The following is an 18,671-nucleotide window of genomic DNA, read 5'->3' as shown; positions in this document are numbered from 1 at the left end:
TTCGTTTACAAAGATATCTTAACAAACTTTTATGGCTAAAATATGGCAACATTTTTATTTTTTTAGTTCATTATAAATTTTTTCTATTTCATCAAAAACTCTATGTGATGCCCTTAAAATCTCGGTTGAGTCTATTACATATATATCTTTATTTTTAAATGCTTTCGTTTCCTCTATAAGTGGAATAGATTTTACAATGCCATCTATATTTTTAATACTTCTTGTTCCTATTATATAATCTGGATTTTCATTTAAAATATATTCTGAAGATATTATCGCTTTTTTTCCTAATTTTGGCTGAATAACCTCTAATCCTAATATCTCTAAAATTTCTACTGGCAATGATTTTTTATCAAAAGATGTTGGTGGTGAGTTAGAATATAAAACTAAAGCTTTTCCATCTAGTTTTAAATTTTTTTTTATATAGCTCTTTTTTTCTTCTAGCTCAAAAATAAGCTTTCTACTTTCCTCTTCTCTTGCTGTAAGCTTTCCTAAAATAGATATATTATGCAATATATCATCTAAATTTTTATTTATAAATGTTATAGATGGAATATCAAATTTATCGAGCTCACCTTTTACCTCTCCCATTACATTAAAAATTACCAAATCTGGATTAAAAGATAAGATTGTTTCTACTGATGGTTTTGAAATAGGTCCCGCTAAAGCTAAATGCTTTGTCTTTTCTTCTGGCCATATTTTTTTATTATGATTTCCAACTCCTACAATTTTATCCTCAGCATTTATTTTATATAAAATCTCTACTGCACCAAAGTTATATACTAAGATCCGATTGTATTCTTTTAATTTTACTCGCTCTCCCTTATCGCTAACAACCCAATCTCCAACAATCTCTAAAGAAAATACTTTTAACCAACACACAGTAAATAAAAATAAAAATTTTTTCATCTTATTCTCCTTTTTGGTAAAACATAGATTTCATTATCTGCTTCTAATATAACAGGTTTAAAGTTATAAACCTCTTCTAAAATTTTTGACTTTATAACATCTTTTGGCTTTCCTTCAAAAGATATCTCTCCATCTTTTATAAAAATTATCTTATCACAAAATATAGATGCTAAATTTATATCGTGTATTACTATTATTCCAATCAACTTTTTCTGTATTACTCTATCTTTTAAAAGTTCTAAAAATTCTAATGAGTAATTTATGTCTAAAGCTGAAGTAGGTTCATCTAAAAGCAAAACCTCACCCTCCTGAATAAAAGCTCTTCCTAACAAAACTCTTTGAAACTCTCCTCCACTCAATGTTTTTATATCTCGCTCTAAAAAGTCTTCTAATTTTAGAAGATCAACTATCTCTTGAACTAAACTTTCATCTTTTAAATCTAATCCTTTAAAAAAATTTTTTATATGTGGTACTCTTCCTAATTTTAAAGTTTCTAAAACTGTGAAATTGACATCTTGATTTGAACTTTGTGTAATAAAAGCTACTTTTCTTGCGAACTCTCTTCTTGAATACTCATCTGTACTTTTTTTATTTAAGAGTATATCTCCACTAACTCTATTCAAAAATCCCATAATAATTTTTAATAAAGTACTTTTTCCAGAACCATTCGCTCCTAAAATTCCAACTAATTCACCCTCAAAAAATTTATAATCTATATCTTTTAATATCTCTTTTTTACCATAGGAATAGCTTATTTTTTTCAATTCTAAACTCTTCATTTTAAACTCCTTTTCTACTTTTAAATGCTAAGTATATAAAAAATGGTGCCCCAAATATTGCTGTCACTATACCTATTGGTATCTCCATTGTTGAAGATAATCCTCTCGAAACTGTATCACATAACAATAAAAATATTCCTCCATAAAACATTGAGAGTGGAACTAATTTTATATTACTACTTCCAAATATGATTCTCACTAAATGAGGAATTATTAAACCTACAAATCCTATCATTCCTGAAAAAGCTACTGAAAAGCCAACCATAAATGTTGAAATCATCAAAACTTTATATTTAAATTTTTTTATATCAATACCTAAGCTATGTGCTTCTTCATCTGAAAGTAAAATAATATCTAAGTTATATCGATTTAAATAGAAATATATTAATGAAAATATCAAAGGAAATAAAAGTATTCCTATTTTTTTCCAGTCCCCTCCGCCTAAATATCCCATAGTCCACAAAACAACTCTGAAACTATCCTCTCCAACTAAATACATTGCTAAAGAAATCATAGCTCTTAAAAGTGCTGAAAGTGCTATACCTATTATCAAGAGAGTTGATAATTCAACACCTCCTCTTTTTCCATTTGAAAGTTTAAAAATTATCAAAGAGGTTATAAAAGAAAAAATAGATCCAAAAATACCAAAATAACTTTCTGGTAATCCTAATAAAAAGGCTATTACTGCTCCAAAAGTTCCACTTGCTGATATTCCTATTATATATGGATCTGCCATAGGATTTCTAAAAAGTGTTTGAGTAATAGCACCACTACTTCCTAAAAGCATACCTATTATTATAGCCATAATAATTCTTGGAAACCTTAAGGTCCATAAAACTTTGTAATCTAAAGAGTTTCTATCCCCATTTCCCAAAATAAGATTTATAGCTTTTAAAACTTCAATTTTATAATTTCCTATTAAAAGAGAAACACATATTAAAAATAATAAAATAAAACTCGAAACGATAATTATAACTCTATTTTTATATTGCATTTTTTCCTCCAAACTATTTTATCAAAAAATAAATCCCCCAAATTGATTTGGGGGATTTTTTATTAAAATTTTAAATATGTTAATGGATTCTCTATTTTTCCATTTTTTCTTATTTCAAAATGTAAATGTGGTCCACTAACTCTTCCTGTTGCTCCACTTAAAGCTATATGCTGATTCTGAGAAACTTTCTGCCCTTTTTGAACGTCAATTTTGCTTAAATGTGCATATCTTGTTTCGTAACCATCTGAATGTTTTATTATTATTAGTTTTCCATAACCACTAGCTCTTCCTGCAAAACTCACAACACCATCTCTTGCTGAAACAACCTTTGTTCCTGTTTTTGCTCTTAAATCTATTCCGGCATGATTCAATACTTGCTTTAAAACTGGATGTTTCCTTGAACCAAAACTACTTGTTAGACTCATTGCAACTAAAGGATTAGCAAAGCTTCCCATCGGATTTTGTTTAACATATTGCTGCTTAAAGCTATTTAAATATCTTGAAACTTTTGGTTCTCTTAAAAAGATTTTTGCACCTATTAAAAGTCTATCGATATTATTGTCCTCTTTTATTGTTGTTACATCTACCTCAAATCTTTTTGATAAAGCTTCAAATGTATCTCCTTTTTTTACAGAATAAAAAATACCTTGCTCTGTAGGTATATTTATTTTCTTTCCTATTTGAAGTACTCTTAAATTTTTATCAACATTATTTGCATAGATATAATCACTTTTTATTTTATATTCTTTTGAAAGATCAGAGATTGTATCTCCTTTTTTTATTGTATATTCTATATCTTCTAAAACTATTTTCTCTTCTAAATCAATAGTTTCATCAATAGCTATTAACTCTTTATCTTCTTGTTCTTCCCATTCTTTTGAGATTTGATTCTCAAGTTCCTTATCATCTAAAGCTAAAACTTCTTCAGAAATTCTTGGTAGTTCTATTGCCTCAGGAGAGTTTGAAATCTCAAAGTCGGCTTTTTCTTCATTCTCTTTAGAATCAATAGTTACAATCAAATTGCCATTTTGCACTACATCTCCAAGCTCAGGAGTTTCTTTATTTTCTATTGCTATACTTTCCTCTTTAGTCTTAATATTTTTTAATGTAATCTCTCTATAAAAAATTGATGTTACTAAAAAGACTAAAATTCCTAAAAATATCTTTTTTCCTTTTTTCATAATCCACCATTCTTTTCTTTTTATAATTCTATGTAATTTTTTATAGATTTTACCATATTTTTATAAATTAAGTCTAGCTTTTATTTTTTTTGTGTTTTTTTCGAATACTCATACAACTTTTTATATTTTTTTACAAAAAAATAACTATTGGCTTTTGAGTTTTTGGATGTTTAATGACCTCTACCTCTATTCCAAATATCTCATTAATTTTTTCAGAAGTTATAATATTTTCAGGAGTTCCTTCATACTTTATCTCTCCATCTTTCATAGCAAAAATATAATCACAATACCGGCTAGCAATATTTATATCGTGTATTACAGCAACTACAGTTTTATTTAATTTTTTTACTAAATCCATAATCTGATATTGATATCTTATATCTAAATGATTTGTAGGTTCATCCAATAATAAAACTTCGCTCTCCTGAGCTATTGATCTAGCTATTAAAACCCTTTGCATCTCCCCACCAGAAAGAGTTAAAAAACTAGCTTGTTTTAAATGAAGCATTCCTACTTGGTTCAATGCATCATCAATATCTTTTTCATTCGAGTTACTAGCAAATAAAGAGCTTCTATTATATCTTCCCATTTCTACTATCTCTTTAACAGAAAAATCAAAATTTATCTTTTGGTTTTGACTAAGTACTGATAATTTTCTTGATAACTCTTTTACTGAATAATCATTAAGTTCTATATCGTCTAAATATACACTATTTTTTTGTGGGATATAGTTACGGTAAACATTTTTCAATAACGTACTTTTCCCACATCCGTTTTCTCCTATAATTCCTATAAACTCTCTTTTTTTTATTTTTAACCTTATATTTTTCAAAATCTCTTTTTCATCTATTTTAAAGTCTAGGTTTTCTATTTTTATCACAAATCTATCCTCCAAAATTATAACTATTTTTTCTTAACATGCTCATAAAAAATGGTGCACCTAACATTGAAGTAATTACTCCAATAGGAATCTCTTGGGTTTTAAAAACTGCTCTTGTCAATGTATCTGTTCCTAACAAAAATACTGCTCCTAAAAGAATTGCTGACGGTATTAATCTTTTATGATTGCTTCCAACAAAACCTCTACAAATATGAGGTATCACCAATCCAACAAACCCAATTACTCCAGTTGCAGATACTATAAATCCTGTTAAAAAAGTAGACACCATAACTATCAAAAACCTTAATCTTTTTACATCCACACCTAAAGTTTCTGCCAACTCATCTCCAGCTATTAAAATATTTAGTTCTCTATACTTTAGTGAAATAAGTCCTATTGATATTAAAAGAACAATAAAAAGAGTTGTCAAACTATCCCATCTTGCGCCAGCTAAGCTTCCCGATATCCAAAACATAGCTCCTCTCAACTGAGCTTCATTTTTAGCTGTTGTAACTAAAAAAGTAGTAACTCCCGAAAAAAGCGAAGACACGGCTACCCCTATTAATACAAGTTTTGTACTAGAGTATCCTCCATTTCCAGCTAAATAAAAAACTAAAAATGCTGTCAGTGTTCCAAATATAAAAGCCCCTATCCCTGGAGAAAATCCTATTCCTAGTAATCCTCCTAAAACAATTGATATCACAGCTCCAGTACTAGCTCCAGAGGAGATTCCCAAAATATATGGACTTGCCAATGAATTTTTTGTCAATGCTTGCATTAGTATTCCAACTAATGACAATCCGCCACCACTTAAAAGAGATAATATGACTCTTGGAACTCTCAAATTCCACACAATCATCTCTGTCGACTTTTTCCACTCGATAGAAAAAATCTCTCTATTCAAACTTTTGTTTATTATAATCTTCCAAACATGCAATGGTGATAGAGAAACACTTCCTACTGTAACAGCTATAGTTCCTAAAATAAATATTAAAGTCACTGAAATTAATATAAGATTTTTGCTCTGCACTCTCACTTTTGCTCCTCACTCAACCCTTCTGAAATTTTTTCAATTCCTTTACTCACTTTTATTCCCGAAGATAGATAACTTAGAGGTATTCTTATAAATCTATCTTTTTTTACAGCTTCAAGCTCTGATATTGGAGAACGATTTTTTAAGAAATCTATCTTTGACTCATAACTTTTATCTCCATAATCTATAACAATTATTGCTAAGGGATTCTCATCTAATATTTTCTCCCAACTTCCAGTTCCAAAACTAAAGCTACTTTTTCTAAAAATATTTTCAGCTCCAGCTATTTCCATCATTGTATTTCCTATTCCATTTCCTCCAATTACAAATGGTGCTGACTCTTGACTATCATAAGCAAATATTTTAATCTTTTTCTTTCCTAAATTTTTTGATTTCACTTCTTCTATATCTGACTTCATATTTTTTACAACTTGATTTGCATTTTTTTCAAGATTAAATCTTTTTCCAAAATATAAAATATCCTCATAGATATCATCTATATTTGATGTTTTTTGAGATTTTGTAAAAAAAACTTCTACTCCATTTTCTTTTAATTCTTCAATAGTTCCTAGATTTTTAGGTGTTGCTATTGATTGCCATCCTGTTAAAAAAGTTGGATTCAATGAATAAAATAACTCTTTTGTTGGGGCTCCTGCTGCTAAAACAGGAATTTTATTATATTTCTGTTGGAGCTCTGGAAGAATCTCATCATCTAAAAAAGATGTTCCAATCAAATAATCTTCTGCTCCTATAGCCAACAACATCTCAGTTGTAAATTGTGATGTTGATACAACTCTTATAGAATCACTTGAAAAGGTAAGCGTAGTTAGTAATAAAAATAAAAATAATTTTTTCATATTCTTTCTCCTTTGAATAAAAAACGGAAGAGATTATCTCTTCCAAGTTTAATGGCTTGCTTTTCTCCCTCTTGCATATTCAGCTTTTTTTACAAGAATATCTTCAGGTCTTATATTTTCTAACTCTCTAGCCTTTTCAATAAAAATATTTTGAACTCTTTCTATTTCTCCTAATCCTTTTAAGTTTAAAGATACTTCAAACCCATTCTCTTCTAAAGCCTCTTTCCAGTCTTCAGCTATATCATTTTTTGCATGATCTCCAGCAACAAACATAAGAGGCATAAGTGTAACCTTCTCTTTTCCATCTTTCTTTAGCTCTTTAACAACCTTATCTAACCCTGGATATCCCTCCACAGTTCCTACATAAATAGGTTTTTCTAAATCTCTAGCTATATAATCTAACATAGGATATGTTGAGTGTGCTGGATGTTCCGTTCCATGACCTATCATAACGACAGCTTCACTTTTCGATAAATCTCCTATCTCATCTTCTAAAACTTCTAAAAGATGAAAGTAATCTTCTACTGATGTCAAAAGTGGAGTTCCAACTCTTATATCTTCAAATCTATCTGTAAAACTTTCAACTTCTCTTTTTAATGCTTCCATCTCTGTTCCATTTATTATATATGTTGGCTGAAGGATTACATGCTTATATCCCTCCACCAGTAATTTTTCTAAAATTTGAGTTGTATTTAAATTTTCTATTCCTCTTTTAGCTAAAATTCTATTTATTATTCTTGAAGTAAACACTTGATAAAAATCCAATTTTGGAAACTCAGCCTTTATCTTTTTATTTATAACATCTATTGTTTTCTCTCTAGTATCCTCGTGTGTAGTTCCAAAATGAGCAACTACAACCGCTCCTTTTTCTAAGTCCTTATAAAAATCCATCTTCTCTCCTCATATACATTTTTTATAGTAATACAAATTTTTCACCAATAAAAAAACCTCTCTTTTATCAATGAATTTTAAAGAGAAGTCAAATATATCAATATTATGCTTCTCCGTCCTCGCAGAATCTTTAATAATGGCAGGTCTCCTGACTTAGATTCATCCTACTAACAGCCCTTCCCAAAACTTTTCATTTCAGTGGTATTACTGCTTTTGTCCTCTATACAGTGGCGGGACCGTTTGAGATTTACACTCAATTCCCTTTTAATCTATAGAACCATTACTCTTCTTTATATGTAATATTAACACTTTATCGTACAAATTTCAATCAAATTATCTAAAATTTATAACATTATCATCTATTATTTATATTATTTATATCTTAAAGTATTGACTTTTATATATAAAAAAAGTTACTATTAAATTAATAACACACAAAGGAGATAACTCTATGAAAATAACTTCATCTAAATCTTTGTTATATTATTTAAAAAAAGAAAGAAAATTACTACTCTTTTTTCTTTCGATAAGACTAGCAATGACTGCTATAGATATCTACTCTCCTCTTTTAATAAAAAATTTAATTGATGAGGCCTTACCAACTAAAAATATAAATCTACTGCTAAAGTTTTCAATAATTTTAATAGTTTTATATATACTTCGTCTAGCTTTTGCAGTTCATTCTCAAGCTAATGGAAAACTTATGGGAAGTAAAATAAAACAATCCATGAGAAATGACCTTGTGAAGAAATTATTATCTCAACCTGCTGAATTTTTTAAAAAAAATCAAAGTGGTGATCTAATTTCTAGAGTAATAAGTGATTTAGATAGTGTTTCAACACTTTGTCACAGAGGATTAGAAGACTTTATATTTTCGGTTATTACAATTATTGCATCCATTTTCATTATGATTGATTTTGATTTAAAGTTATCTCTAATAACTTTATTTCCTCTTCCATTGACTCTTTTCTTTGTATATAAAGAAAATAAAAAAATGAAGGCTGGACATAGATTGGTACGAAAAAACTCAGGAATACTATCCTCTAATTTTCATGACACTCTAAGAACCATCTCATTTTTAAAAGATAATCATTTAGAAAAATATGCAGAAAATAAATTTCTAGAAAAAAATCAATCTTTATTGAATAGCGAGAAGGAAAATATGATTCCATCTAGTTTAATTGTTTCTGGAGTTACATTCTATTCTAATATAACCCAACTTATAATTATACTCGCAGGTGGATATCTATATATAAAAGATGGTGTTACTATGGGGATTATACTATCTTTCTTATTGCTTGTTGATCGATTTAGATTACGTATTATGAGAATGGTTGGCTTAGTTGATATTTATCAGAAAGGAATATCTGGAGTTAATCGTTTTAATGAGATTATAAATTTAAAAGATAGACCTGACGGTAATTTTGATTTCAACGAGCAGATTAAATCTATCGAATTTAAAGATATAAGCTTCTCTTTTGAAGAAAACAGTATTTTAAAAAACTTTAATCTAAAAATAAATAAAGGCGAAAAAATCGCTTTAGTCGGTGAAAGTGGAATCGGAAAAAGTACTACTGCTTCTCTTTTAAAAAGATCTCTTATTCCAACTGAAGGTAAAATCTTAATCAATGGAATTCCTTTAAACGAAATAACTTTTAAAAGTTATTTAAGCAAATTGGCCATTGTAGATCAAAGTGATTATATAATCAATGGAAGCATGATTGAAAACATTACTCTTGTTAAAGAAAATTTCTCAGATGAAGAGATAAAATTTGCAATCGATAAATCCTATGTATATGAGATTTTTGATAAGTTTTCTCTTGGAAAAGACACTATAATTGGAGAAGGAGGAGTTCATGCTAGCTCTGGACAAAAACAAAAGATTGCCATGGCTAGATTATTCTTAAAAAATCCAGATTTAATTCTCTTAGATGAAGCTACAAATGCACTAGATATCATAAATGAGAAATCTATTTTAAAAAATATAAAAGAGGAATATAGCGATAGAATTCTTATAGCTATAACTCATAGATTAAGTTTACTAGAGGATTTTGATAAAATTTATGTCCTTGGTGAAAATAATATTGTTGAAGAAGGAAGCTTCTCAGAACTTTTGGCTTCAAAAGGAAAATTTTACAAACTTTACAATGGAATCAGATAAAAAAAAGTCACCCAAAGGTGACTTTTTTAATTATTCATCATCAGAAGAGTTTGCTTCACTTCCTGCTTCCATATCTTGATAAACTTCAGTATTTAGATTTCCTAAACTCTTATCAACCATTAATGCATTTGTAACCGATCCGATTACGTTTAACATTGTTCTAGGCATATCGATAATTGGGTCGATTGCTAAAATTGGATTGATTAAAGGGAACATAGCTGCTAAACCAGTACCTGATAAAGCTACTGATGCTGCCATTGTTGCCGTTCCTGGAATTCCTGCGATTCCTAACGAACTGATTGCCACAACTATTATTGACATAACTATTAATGTCATATCTACAGAGTGTCCACTCATATTAGTTACGAATACTATTGTTAATGCTGGGAATATTCCTGCACATCCTTGCATTCCTGCTGTTGTACCAAAACTTGCTACGAAACTTGCAGTTGACTCACTAACACCTAATTTGTTAGTTAATGTTGAAATTGTTACTGGTAAACAACCAACACTTGATCTTGAAGTAAATGCTAAGATCATTAATGAGATACTCTTTTTAACATATGTAAATGGATTTAATCCGAAGAATGCTACTGCTACCATTTGAATAACAAACATAATTGCTGTTGCTAAGTATAAAACTGCTATGAATTTTCCTACTTCTGCTATTGCCCCAATACCTTTTTGTGCAATTGTATTTGCTAAAAGTGGTACTACTGCTAAAGGCATCCATCTAATGATACTCATTGCCATAGATACAATTATCTTTTGAGCTGCATTGATTAAATCAAAGAATGGCTTTACGATATCCATATATTTCTTTGACATTCTTTTTGCTGCTACTCCAACTACTGCTGAGAATATTACTAATCCTACAATGTTTAATTTAACCATTGCTTCAACAGGATTTGAAGGAATTAAAGCTTTTAATGTATCAACTATGTTACTTACTTCTCTAATTTGTCTTCCACCTGTTGTTGCTACTGTTGCTACTGCATCAGATGAAAGTTTTCCAACTTGGAATATATTTCCTAAAAGTAATCCTACACCAACAGAGATAGCTACCATTACTAAAGTAATAACTAAACTTCTCTTTACTAAATCTCCTAGGTTAGCATCCTCTTTCATGTTGATAATAACATGAATAATTGAAACCATTACTAGAGGAATAACTAGCATTCTTATTAAAGATATAAATCCTCCACCAAGTAAACTATACCATAATGTAGTTTCTCTAACGAATACTAACTTCATTGGATCCTCTGGGAATCCTGCTACAACTTGAATTGCTAATCCTAAAATTAAACCGACAACTGTTGCAACCATAACTTTTGCAGAAAAGTTAAATTTTTTCTTTGGTAACATATTTATTAGGTATAAAATAACTAATAAAGCTACTAAGAAACCAACAGTTTTTAAATCACTAATCATTAAAAATTGTTCAAAAAATACGTTGTTCATTTTTTTCTCCCGTTTCTATATTTAAATTTTTATTGAAGCCTTTTTATTTTGCTACGTTTCCAGCTACGTTCATTACATCCCATGTTCTTGCGAATGGTGGTGCATAACAGAAATCCATCATTCCAATTTCATCTACAGTTAATTTTGAATAGATTGCTGTTGCTAAAGAATCAACTCTTAATACAGCACCTTTCTTTCCTGCTATTTGCCCTCCTAAAAGAACTCTTGTATCTGCATCATATATTAATTTTACAAATATATCCTCTCTACCTGGATAATAGTTTGTTTGATTTTTATCTTTTATGAATACTGTTTTATAATTAATCCCCATTTTTATAGCTTCAGCTTCTGTAATTCCTGTTCTTCCAGCTTCTACTTCCATTACTTTAACTGCTGCCGAACCTAAAGTTCCTTTGAACTCAGTTTCTAATCCAGCTAAGTTTTCTCCAACAACTCTTCCAATTTTATTAGCTGTTGTTGCCAATGGAATATATACATCTTCATTTCTTACCAGATGTGGAACTGTTGCACAATCTCCTGCTGAATAGATTGAATCAATACTTGTTCTTCCATGGTTATCAATTACTAAAGCACCATTTCCTAACATTTTAATTCCTGTTTCTTTTAAGAAAGCTGTATTTGGTCTAACACCTGTTGAAATAACTACTATATTTGCTGGATATTGACCTTTGTTTGTTTTTACTCCAACAACTTTTCCATTCTCTTCAAGAATCTCTTCTACAACCTCTTCTAAATGTAGCTCTACACCTTCATGAGCTCTGATCTCTTCTTCCATAACATCAGTAATTTCTTTATCAAAACTTTCTAATAAAACTCTATCTCCAAGTTGGATGATTCTTACACTTCTTTTTCCTAAATGCTTTGCAGCTTCAGCGACTTCAAGACCGATATATCCAGCTCCTACAATTACAATCTCTTGATTTTCCTCTTTTAAAATCTCCTCTTTTAGCTCGATTCCATCAGTATAATCTTTTAAAGTGTATACACCTTTTGCTGATAAATTTTTAATAGGAGGCATAATAGCGTGAGCTCCTGTTGCTACCATTAACTTGTCATAGTTGTCTGTGAATATCTCATCAGTCACTAAATTCTTAATAGTTACCTCTTTCTTTTCAACATCTATTCCAATTACTTCATGCTTTATTTTAATATTCATTCCTGCTTCTATAAATTTTTCTACAGGTCTAGCTATCATGTTGTTTGGATCTTCAAAGAAATCTCCTACATAATAAGGTAATCCACATGCTCCCCATGAAACTATCTCTGTCTTTTCATAGATTACTAATTCTGCATTTTTGTTTAATCTGCTTGCTTTTGCCGCAGCTGACATTCCAGCAGCAACTCCACCGATAATTATTATTTTCATTTTTCCTCCTAAAACTTTACTTATAATTAGTTATTTAACATTATTTCTAAAACAACTTCATCTGTTTTTCTTAGTCCCTCTTGAGCTAAAACTTTTACGTTCGCTAGTGTCGCTTCAACATTCTTTCCTACTATTCCTTCACCATATTCAAAGTTTCTCTTTTTCTTAGATAAATAGTATGAATCAAATGCCATCCCTATCGAGCTCGCAATCTTTGTTGCACAAGAACTTTTTGCACCATCACAAAGCATTCCTGATAATGTTGCTAATGTTGTTTCAATCGCCGAATCAATTCTATCTAAAGATAAACCATCTAAGAACGCTAAAGCTCCTGCTACTCCTCCACCTGCACAAACAACACCACAATAAGCAGATAATCTTCCTACATTTGATTTTATATGAATTGTTGTCATATGTGAGAAGAATAGTCCTCTAATTAAATCTTCATGTGATAATCCTTTTTCTTCACAATATTTTATAACTGGTAAAGAAGCTGACATTCCTTGGTTTCCACTTCCACTTGTTGTCATTACAGGCATCGAACATCCATTCATTCTAGCGTCACTTCCTGCACTTGCAAAACTTACGATTTTATTTTTTAAATCTTTACCGTAAACTCCCTCTTGCATTCCCTCATATATTCCTTTACCCATTCCGATTCCATAATCATTTTTTAGTCCTTCATTTGCTATAGCTGAATTGTAAGCTATAACCTTTTCAAAAATCGGAGCGATTAACTCTAAATCTATTGTTTTAGCCAAGTCATGAATTAACTCTACTGTTAAAAACTCTTTATCTGTCATAGCATCCCCTGTAACAACTTCATCACAAGTTCCACCTTTTATTAATTCACCATTTTTTTCTATCTTAACAATATTTGTATGATAATCTTTTATCTCTATAGTTACTGTATCTTCACCTAAAATTCCAGTAGCTCTCATATGAAGTTTTACATCTCCTTCAATTTTAGTAGCTACTACTTTTTTATTGTCTAAATACTCTTTAACTTCATTTAATCTTGATTTATCAATTGTTGATATAACCATTAAATCTTTTTTTGAATCCCCCAATATTGTTCCTAACGCAACTGCTGCTTCAATTCCTACCATTCCTTCTGAATTAGGAATCTTTACACTTTTAACATTTTTTATTAAATTTCCTGAAAGAGCTATTTCAACTTTCTCTGGAACTCCACCTAATATTGTTGTTAATTTACTTCCTATATAAGCTAAAGCTATTGGCTCTGTACACCCTTCTGCCGGAACTATCTCTTCATTTAAAATACTTAAAATTTTATCTATCATTTTACAAAAATCCTCCTTAATTTAAATTTATACTAATATAAGCAATATACAAGTATTATAATAAGCAATTTCTGTTCCAATAGATATATTTTTTAATATTTGTGTTATTTTTTTATTTTTTTTGTATTAGTATTTTTATTTTTTAATTCTACTTAACATAATTTGAAATAGCTTAATTTTGATTTTTTTCATTTTGAAAAATTTTTCATTTTGAAAAAAATTTTTTTCATTTTGAAAAATCAGATATCATATCTCTGAATTTTTCTATATAACGTTGTTAAACCTATATTCATTTTACTTGCTATTATTTTTTTTCCTTCAGTGTCTTTTCCAAATATTTCTAAAGCTTTTTGAATGTATTTTTTTTCAATATTCTCAAAATCTTCTAAATAGTTATCTTCTTTAGATAAAGAACAATCCTTTTTTAATTCTTTATCTAAATACTTCTCTTCTAATAATTTTTCAGGAATTGTTGATAAACTTAAAATATCACTACCATCAGAAAGGTTGAACATAAACTCTACAACATTTTCTAACTCTCTTATATTTCCTGGCCAAGAATAATTTAAAAACAATCTCTCTACTTCTATATCTATAAAGTTTATATATCTCTCTGTTATTTTATTATATTTTTTTATTAAATTTCTTGTGATAGGAAGAATATCCTCAACCCTTTTTCTTAAGGGTGCTACTTCAAAGGGAATTACTTTTAACCTATAATAAAGATCCTCTCTGAACTTCTTTTCCATTATCTTTTTTTCTAAATCAACATTAGTTGCTGCAATTATTCTAATATCTAATTCTATATCTCTATTTGAGCCAATTCTTGTTACTTTTCTTTCTTGGAGTACTCTTAAAATTTTTGCTTGAAGATAAAGTGGCATATCACCTATTTCATCTAAAAATATAACTCCTCCATTAGCTAATTCAAATTTTCCCATACGTCCATTTTTATCTGCACCAGTAAAAGCTCCTCTTACATATCCAAACAACTCACTCTCTAAAAGAGATTCTGGAATTGCTGCACAATTTATAACTACAAACGGAGCATTTCTTCTGTCACTATGGTAGTGTAAGGCTCTAGCCACAAGCTCTTTTCCAGTTCCACTTTCACCCGTTATCAAAACTGTAGATTTAGATGGTGCTACATGTTTTATTCTTTCTTTTAGTAATTCCGTAAATTCAGACTCTCCAATTATATTTTTTAAAGAAACACTATTAGATGTTTCAACTAATTCTCTGATTCCTTCATTTACTTTATTCATATCATCAAAAATAAAAATCTTTTCATTTCTTCCAAAAGCTTCAAAAGGAAGAATTTTACCTAAAACAAGTAACTCTTTATTTTGAACTTTTAATTTATAAATCTCTTGCTCCATGATAAAATCGTTCTGAGAATCAATAGTTACTTTTTCACCTATAATAGATCTTCCTAAATCTATTTTTTTTAATGCAAAGTTATTTATTGCTGTTATATCTCCTTTTTTATTAAATCTCAAAACACCTTTTTGAATTGTATTCAATATTGTAGAAAGAATGTTCTCTCTTTCTGTTTTTTCTAGATTTTCATTATATTCTATAAATCTAACACTTATTAATTCTGCCATCTGCTCTACAAAATCTAAATAATTTTTTAAATTTTCTAAAACTCTTTTTTTCTGTTCTTCATCAAAAGAAACTAAGCTTATTAAACCTATTATTTCACCTTCATACATTATTGGCGTTGATATCTCAAGAACTTCTAAACAACAGCTCTTTTCTGAGCAACCGTTACATATTTCATCCTCTCTTGGATTCAAAATAACAGTAGTTTCTTTTGTTTCTAATGTTTTTTTGTTTGCTCTACCTTTTATTTTTTCACCTATTTTTTGAGGGCCACTTCCTGTTATTCTTATTAAGTTTTTATCACAGATACCTACATCCATAGAAAATAGCTTTGAAATTGTTTTAGCATATTTTTTTAACTCATCCTTTATCACCAATAAGTCAGTTTTCATCTTACTCCCTTTAAACTATACTTTTTTAATATATGTATACTATCAAAAATATTTATAATAGTCAATTTCTAAAAATATAAATCTTGACTTTTTTAATAAAAAATCTAGTATAGATTATATCATATAGTATGTACTTTGAAAAGAGTTCTTTTTAGAAATATATTTGACACAAAATTCAAAAAAAGGACGAGAAAAGATTTTCTCGTCCTTTAATTAAAATGCAGTTACTACTGCTCCTTTATATGTTTTTTCTATAAATTCTTTTACTTTTTCACTTTGTAAAGCTTTAACTAATTTTTGAATATCCTCTCTTTTTTCATCCCCTTCCCTTACTGCTATTAAATTAGCATAAGGAGATTCTTTTCCTTCTATTATTAAAGCTTCTGTTAATGGATTAAGTCCCGCTTCTAAAGCATAATTTCCGTTTACAACTGCCAAATCAACATCCTTCAAAGCTCTTGGAATTTGTGCTGCATCTAAAGATTTAAATTTAAGATTATTTTTGTTTTCTACTATGTCAAATTCAGTTGCTAAAAGATCAGTTGGATCTTTTAATTTTATAACTCCATTATTATGAAGTAAAATTAAAGCTCTTCCTCCGTTTGTTGGATCATTTGGTATTGCTACAACACCACCTTTTTTTAAATTTTCTATTTTATCAACTTTTTTTGAATAAACTCCTAACGGCTCTACATGTACATTTCCTGCTATCACTAACTTCAGATTTTTTTCTTTAGAAAATGTATCTAAATAAGGTTTATGTTGAAAGAAGTTAGCATCTAACTCTTTCGAATCTAAAAGTAAATTTGGTGTTACATAATCTGTTATCTCAATTATATCTAAATCAACATCTTGAGATTTTAAATCATCTTTTACAAGCTGTAATAGTTGTGCATGGGGAACAGGTGAAGCTCCAACTTTCAATTTTGCTCCATAACTTACAATTGAACCTACTAATCCTAATAATAAAACTAATTTTTTCATAACTACCTCCCATTTTTTTTCAATCTATTTGATATTAAACTCCCTATTAACTGAATCCCTTGAACTAAAGCAATAATTACTAAAACTGAATATATCATAATATCTAATTTAAAACGATTGTAACCAAATCTTATTGCTAAATCTCCTAAACCTCCACCTCCAATAGCTCCAGCCATTGCAGATAATCCAATTAAATTAATAATTAGCAAAGTTATTCCTTGAATTAAAGATGGTAATGACTCAGGTATAATTACCTTTGTTATTATTGTATAATTATTAGCTCCTAGACTCTCACTTGCTTCTATAACACCTCTGTCTACCTCTAAAACACAATTCTCTACAATTCTTGCTACAAATGGAGCCGCCGATATTGAAAGTGGTACAATTGCTGCTGTACTCCCTATTGTAGTTCCTATTACAAATCTTGATAACGGAAGTAACAAAATCATAAGAATGATATATGGAAAAGATCTTGTAATATTTATAACTCCATTTAAAAAGCTATTAATTACCTTGTTTTCATATATGTGACCTTGTGATGTTATTGCTGCTAAAATTCCACATGGAAAACCTATTATAAGAGAAACAATTGCAGAAAATATAACCATATAGATTGTTTCTATTGTCGCCTGTATTAACATATTAAATACCATTATAAACTACCTCCACCCCTACATCTAAACTTGGAAACCATTCTATAGCTTCATTTTGTTTTTCTAAATCTCCTATTAATTCAACAACTAAATGTCCTACTTGCATTGTTGCTAATAAATCAATTGATCCTCCTAAAACATTTATATCTAAATCAAATTTTCTTACAGCTTTAGATAAGATAGGATCACCAGCTACTGATCCTAAAAACATAAGTTTTATTACTTTATTTCCTGGTTTTTTTATAAACTCAATTTCCTCTTTTTCTTGAGCTGGAATATATGAAATTAACTCTTTTGTAACCTCATTTTGAGGATTTAAAAATATTTCATGAGTTTTACCTATTTCTATAATTTCCCCATTTGACATAACTGCAACTTTATCACAGATTTCTCTAATAACTTCCATTTGATGAGTTATTAAAATTACTGTTAAATCCATTTTTTTCTGTATATCTTTTATTAAAGATAATATAGATTTTGTAGTTTTAGGGTCTAGTGCTGAAGTAGCTTCATCCGATAGAAGAATCTTTGGATTATTTGCTAAAGCTCTCGCTATGGCTACTCTTTGTTTTTGACCTCCAGAAAGTTGAGAGGGATAAAATTCTCCTTTGTCTTCAAGTTCAACTAATCTCAGTAATTCATCAACTCTAGTTTTTATCTCTGATTTTTTCCATCCTGCAACCTCTAAAGAAAAGGCTATATTATCTCTCACGTTTCTAGATTTTAATAGATTAAAATGTTGAAATATCATTCCTATTCTCTTTCTTTTTTCCAATAAATCTTTTTTAGAAAGCTTTGCTATATCTGTTCCTTCAATTTTTATAGAACCGCTATTTAATGCTTCTAAACCATTAAATAATCTTATCAAAGAGGATTTTCCTGCACCACTCAATCCTATTATTCCAAATATTTCCCCCTTTTGAATATTTAAATTTACATTTTTTACAGCATGAAAATTATTGCTATAAATTTTATTAACATTCTCTAATATAATCATAATTTTTAATCCTCCCGTATAAAAAAAACTCCCACCTTAATTATTAAAATTAAGATGAGAGTAAATTAATCAAATTTAGATCTCTCCCATCTTTCTGGAATTAGCACCACACTCATTGGTAGGTTGCTGAAACGTCGACGGGCCAGTCCCTCGGTCTCTCTTGATGGTTTTGAGTAATAATATCTCATTTGAAAAAAAAAGTC

Annotated in this window: 16 protein-coding genes and 2 riboswitches; of the genes, 1 reads left to right on the top strand and 15 read right to left on the bottom strand. The window is 29.1% G+C overall.

Going from position 1 to position 18,671, the window contains the following annotated elements; all coding sequences use genetic code 11:
* Positions 1-54: 54 nt before the first annotated feature.
* The 8 genes from L992_RS07915 to L992_RS07880 form a co-directional block, all read right to left on the bottom strand.
* Positions 55-909, bottom strand: a complete 855-nt coding sequence (locus L992_RS07915; protein ID WP_047382793.1) for an ABC transporter substrate-binding protein — start codon at positions 907-909, stop codon at positions 55-57.
* Positions 906-1,688: an ABC transporter ATP-binding protein gene (locus L992_RS07910; RefSeq protein WP_047382794.1), complete on the bottom strand. Its 783-nt coding sequence runs from the start codon at positions 1,686-1,688 to the stop codon at positions 906-908. Before L992_RS07910 ends, L992_RS07915 begins: the two co-directional genes overlap by 4 nt.
* A gap of 1 nt (position 1,689) precedes the next feature.
* A complete protein-coding gene (locus tag L992_RS07905) occupies positions 1,690-2,682 on the bottom strand; it encodes an iron ABC transporter permease (protein ID WP_047395504.1) in 993 nt (330 codons plus the stop codon).
* A 62-nt stretch (positions 2,683-2,744) separates the two neighbouring features.
* Positions 2,745-3,863, bottom strand: coding sequence for a M23 family metallopeptidase (locus tag L992_RS13140; protein ID WP_052193944.1), 1,119 nt, complete (start codon positions 3,861-3,863; stop codon positions 2,745-2,747).
* Positions 3,864-3,993: 130 nt separating this feature from the next.
* Complete coding sequence (locus tag L992_RS07895; RefSeq protein WP_047395503.1) at positions 3,994-4,743, bottom strand: ABC transporter ATP-binding protein; 750 nt, start codon at positions 4,741-4,743, stop codon at positions 3,994-3,996.
* A 4-nt stretch (positions 4,744-4,747) separates the two neighbouring features.
* Entirely contained in the window at positions 4,748-5,743 is a 996-nt protein-coding gene (locus L992_RS07890) for an iron ABC transporter permease (protein ID WP_231549769.1), read from the bottom strand.
* A gap of 32 nt (positions 5,744-5,775) precedes the next feature.
* A complete protein-coding gene (locus L992_RS07885; protein ID WP_047395501.1) occupies positions 5,776-6,633 on the bottom strand; it encodes an ABC transporter substrate-binding protein in 858 nt (285 codons plus the stop codon).
* Between the two features lie 48 nt (positions 6,634-6,681).
* Entirely contained in the window at positions 6,682-7,524 is an 843-nt protein-coding gene (locus tag L992_RS07880) for a sirohydrochlorin cobaltochelatase (protein ID WP_052191737.1), read from the bottom strand.
* 120 nt (positions 7,525-7,644) lie between these two features.
* Positions 7,645-7,821, bottom strand: a riboswitch (cobalamin riboswitch).
* A gap of 154 nt (positions 7,822-7,975) precedes the next feature.
* On the opposite strand from L992_RS07880, the gene L992_RS07875 reads away from it, so the two are divergent.
* Positions 7,976-9,685, top strand: coding sequence for an ABC transporter ATP-binding protein (locus L992_RS07875; protein ID WP_047382803.1), 1,710 nt, complete (start codon positions 7,976-7,978; stop codon positions 9,683-9,685).
* Positions 9,686-9,715: 30 nt separating this feature from the next.
* On the opposite strand, the gene L992_RS07870 is transcribed toward L992_RS07875, so the two are convergent.
* The 7 genes from L992_RS07870 to L992_RS07840 all read right to left on the bottom strand — a co-directional run bounded on the left by L992_RS07870 (position 9,716) and on the right by L992_RS07840 (position 18,468).
* Positions 9,716-11,146 carry a cation:dicarboxylate symporter family transporter gene (locus L992_RS07870; protein WP_047382805.1) on the bottom strand — a complete coding sequence of 477 codons (1,431 nt, stop codon included), beginning with the start codon at positions 11,144-11,146 and terminating at the stop codon, positions 9,716-9,718.
* A gap of 43 nt (positions 11,147-11,189) precedes the next feature.
* Entirely contained in the window at positions 11,190-12,533 is a 1,344-nt protein-coding gene (locus L992_RS07865; protein WP_047395498.1) for a CoA-disulfide reductase, read from the bottom strand.
* Positions 12,534-12,559: 26 nt separating this feature from the next.
* Positions 12,560-13,837 carry a serine dehydratase subunit alpha family protein gene (locus L992_RS07860; protein ID WP_047395495.1) on the bottom strand — a complete coding sequence of 426 codons (1,278 nt, stop codon included), beginning with the start codon at positions 13,835-13,837 and terminating at the stop codon, positions 12,560-12,562.
* Between the two features lie 239 nt (positions 13,838-14,076).
* Entirely contained in the window at positions 14,077-15,834 is a 1,758-nt protein-coding gene (locus L992_RS07855; RefSeq protein ID WP_047382811.1) for a sigma-54-dependent Fis family transcriptional regulator, read from the bottom strand.
* A 213-nt stretch (positions 15,835-16,047) separates the two neighbouring features.
* Complete coding sequence (locus tag L992_RS07850) at positions 16,048-16,818, bottom strand: MetQ/NlpA family ABC transporter substrate-binding protein (RefSeq protein ID WP_047382813.1); 771 nt, start codon at positions 16,816-16,818, stop codon at positions 16,048-16,050.
* A gap of 2 nt (positions 16,819-16,820) precedes the next feature.
* Positions 16,821-17,471: a methionine ABC transporter permease gene (locus L992_RS07845; RefSeq protein ID WP_047382815.1), complete on the bottom strand. Its 651-nt coding sequence runs from the start codon at positions 17,469-17,471 to the stop codon at positions 16,821-16,823.
* Positions 17,461-18,468: a methionine ABC transporter ATP-binding protein gene (locus tag L992_RS07840; protein ID WP_047382817.1), complete on the bottom strand. Its 1,008-nt coding sequence runs from the start codon at positions 18,466-18,468 to the stop codon at positions 17,461-17,463. Before L992_RS07840 ends, L992_RS07845 begins: the two co-directional genes overlap by 11 nt.
* Before the next feature lie 83 nt (positions 18,469-18,551).
* Positions 18,552-18,638, bottom strand: a riboswitch (SAM riboswitch).
* Positions 18,639-18,671: the final 33 nt, after the last annotated feature.

This window comes from Cetobacterium sp. ZOR0034, from assembly GCF_000799075.1.
Lineage (GTDB): Bacteria > Fusobacteriota > Fusobacteriia > Fusobacteriales > Fusobacteriaceae > Cetobacterium_A.
Note: the sequence above shows the minus strand (reverse complement) of the source record. Positions and strands in the feature narration are given on the sequence as shown.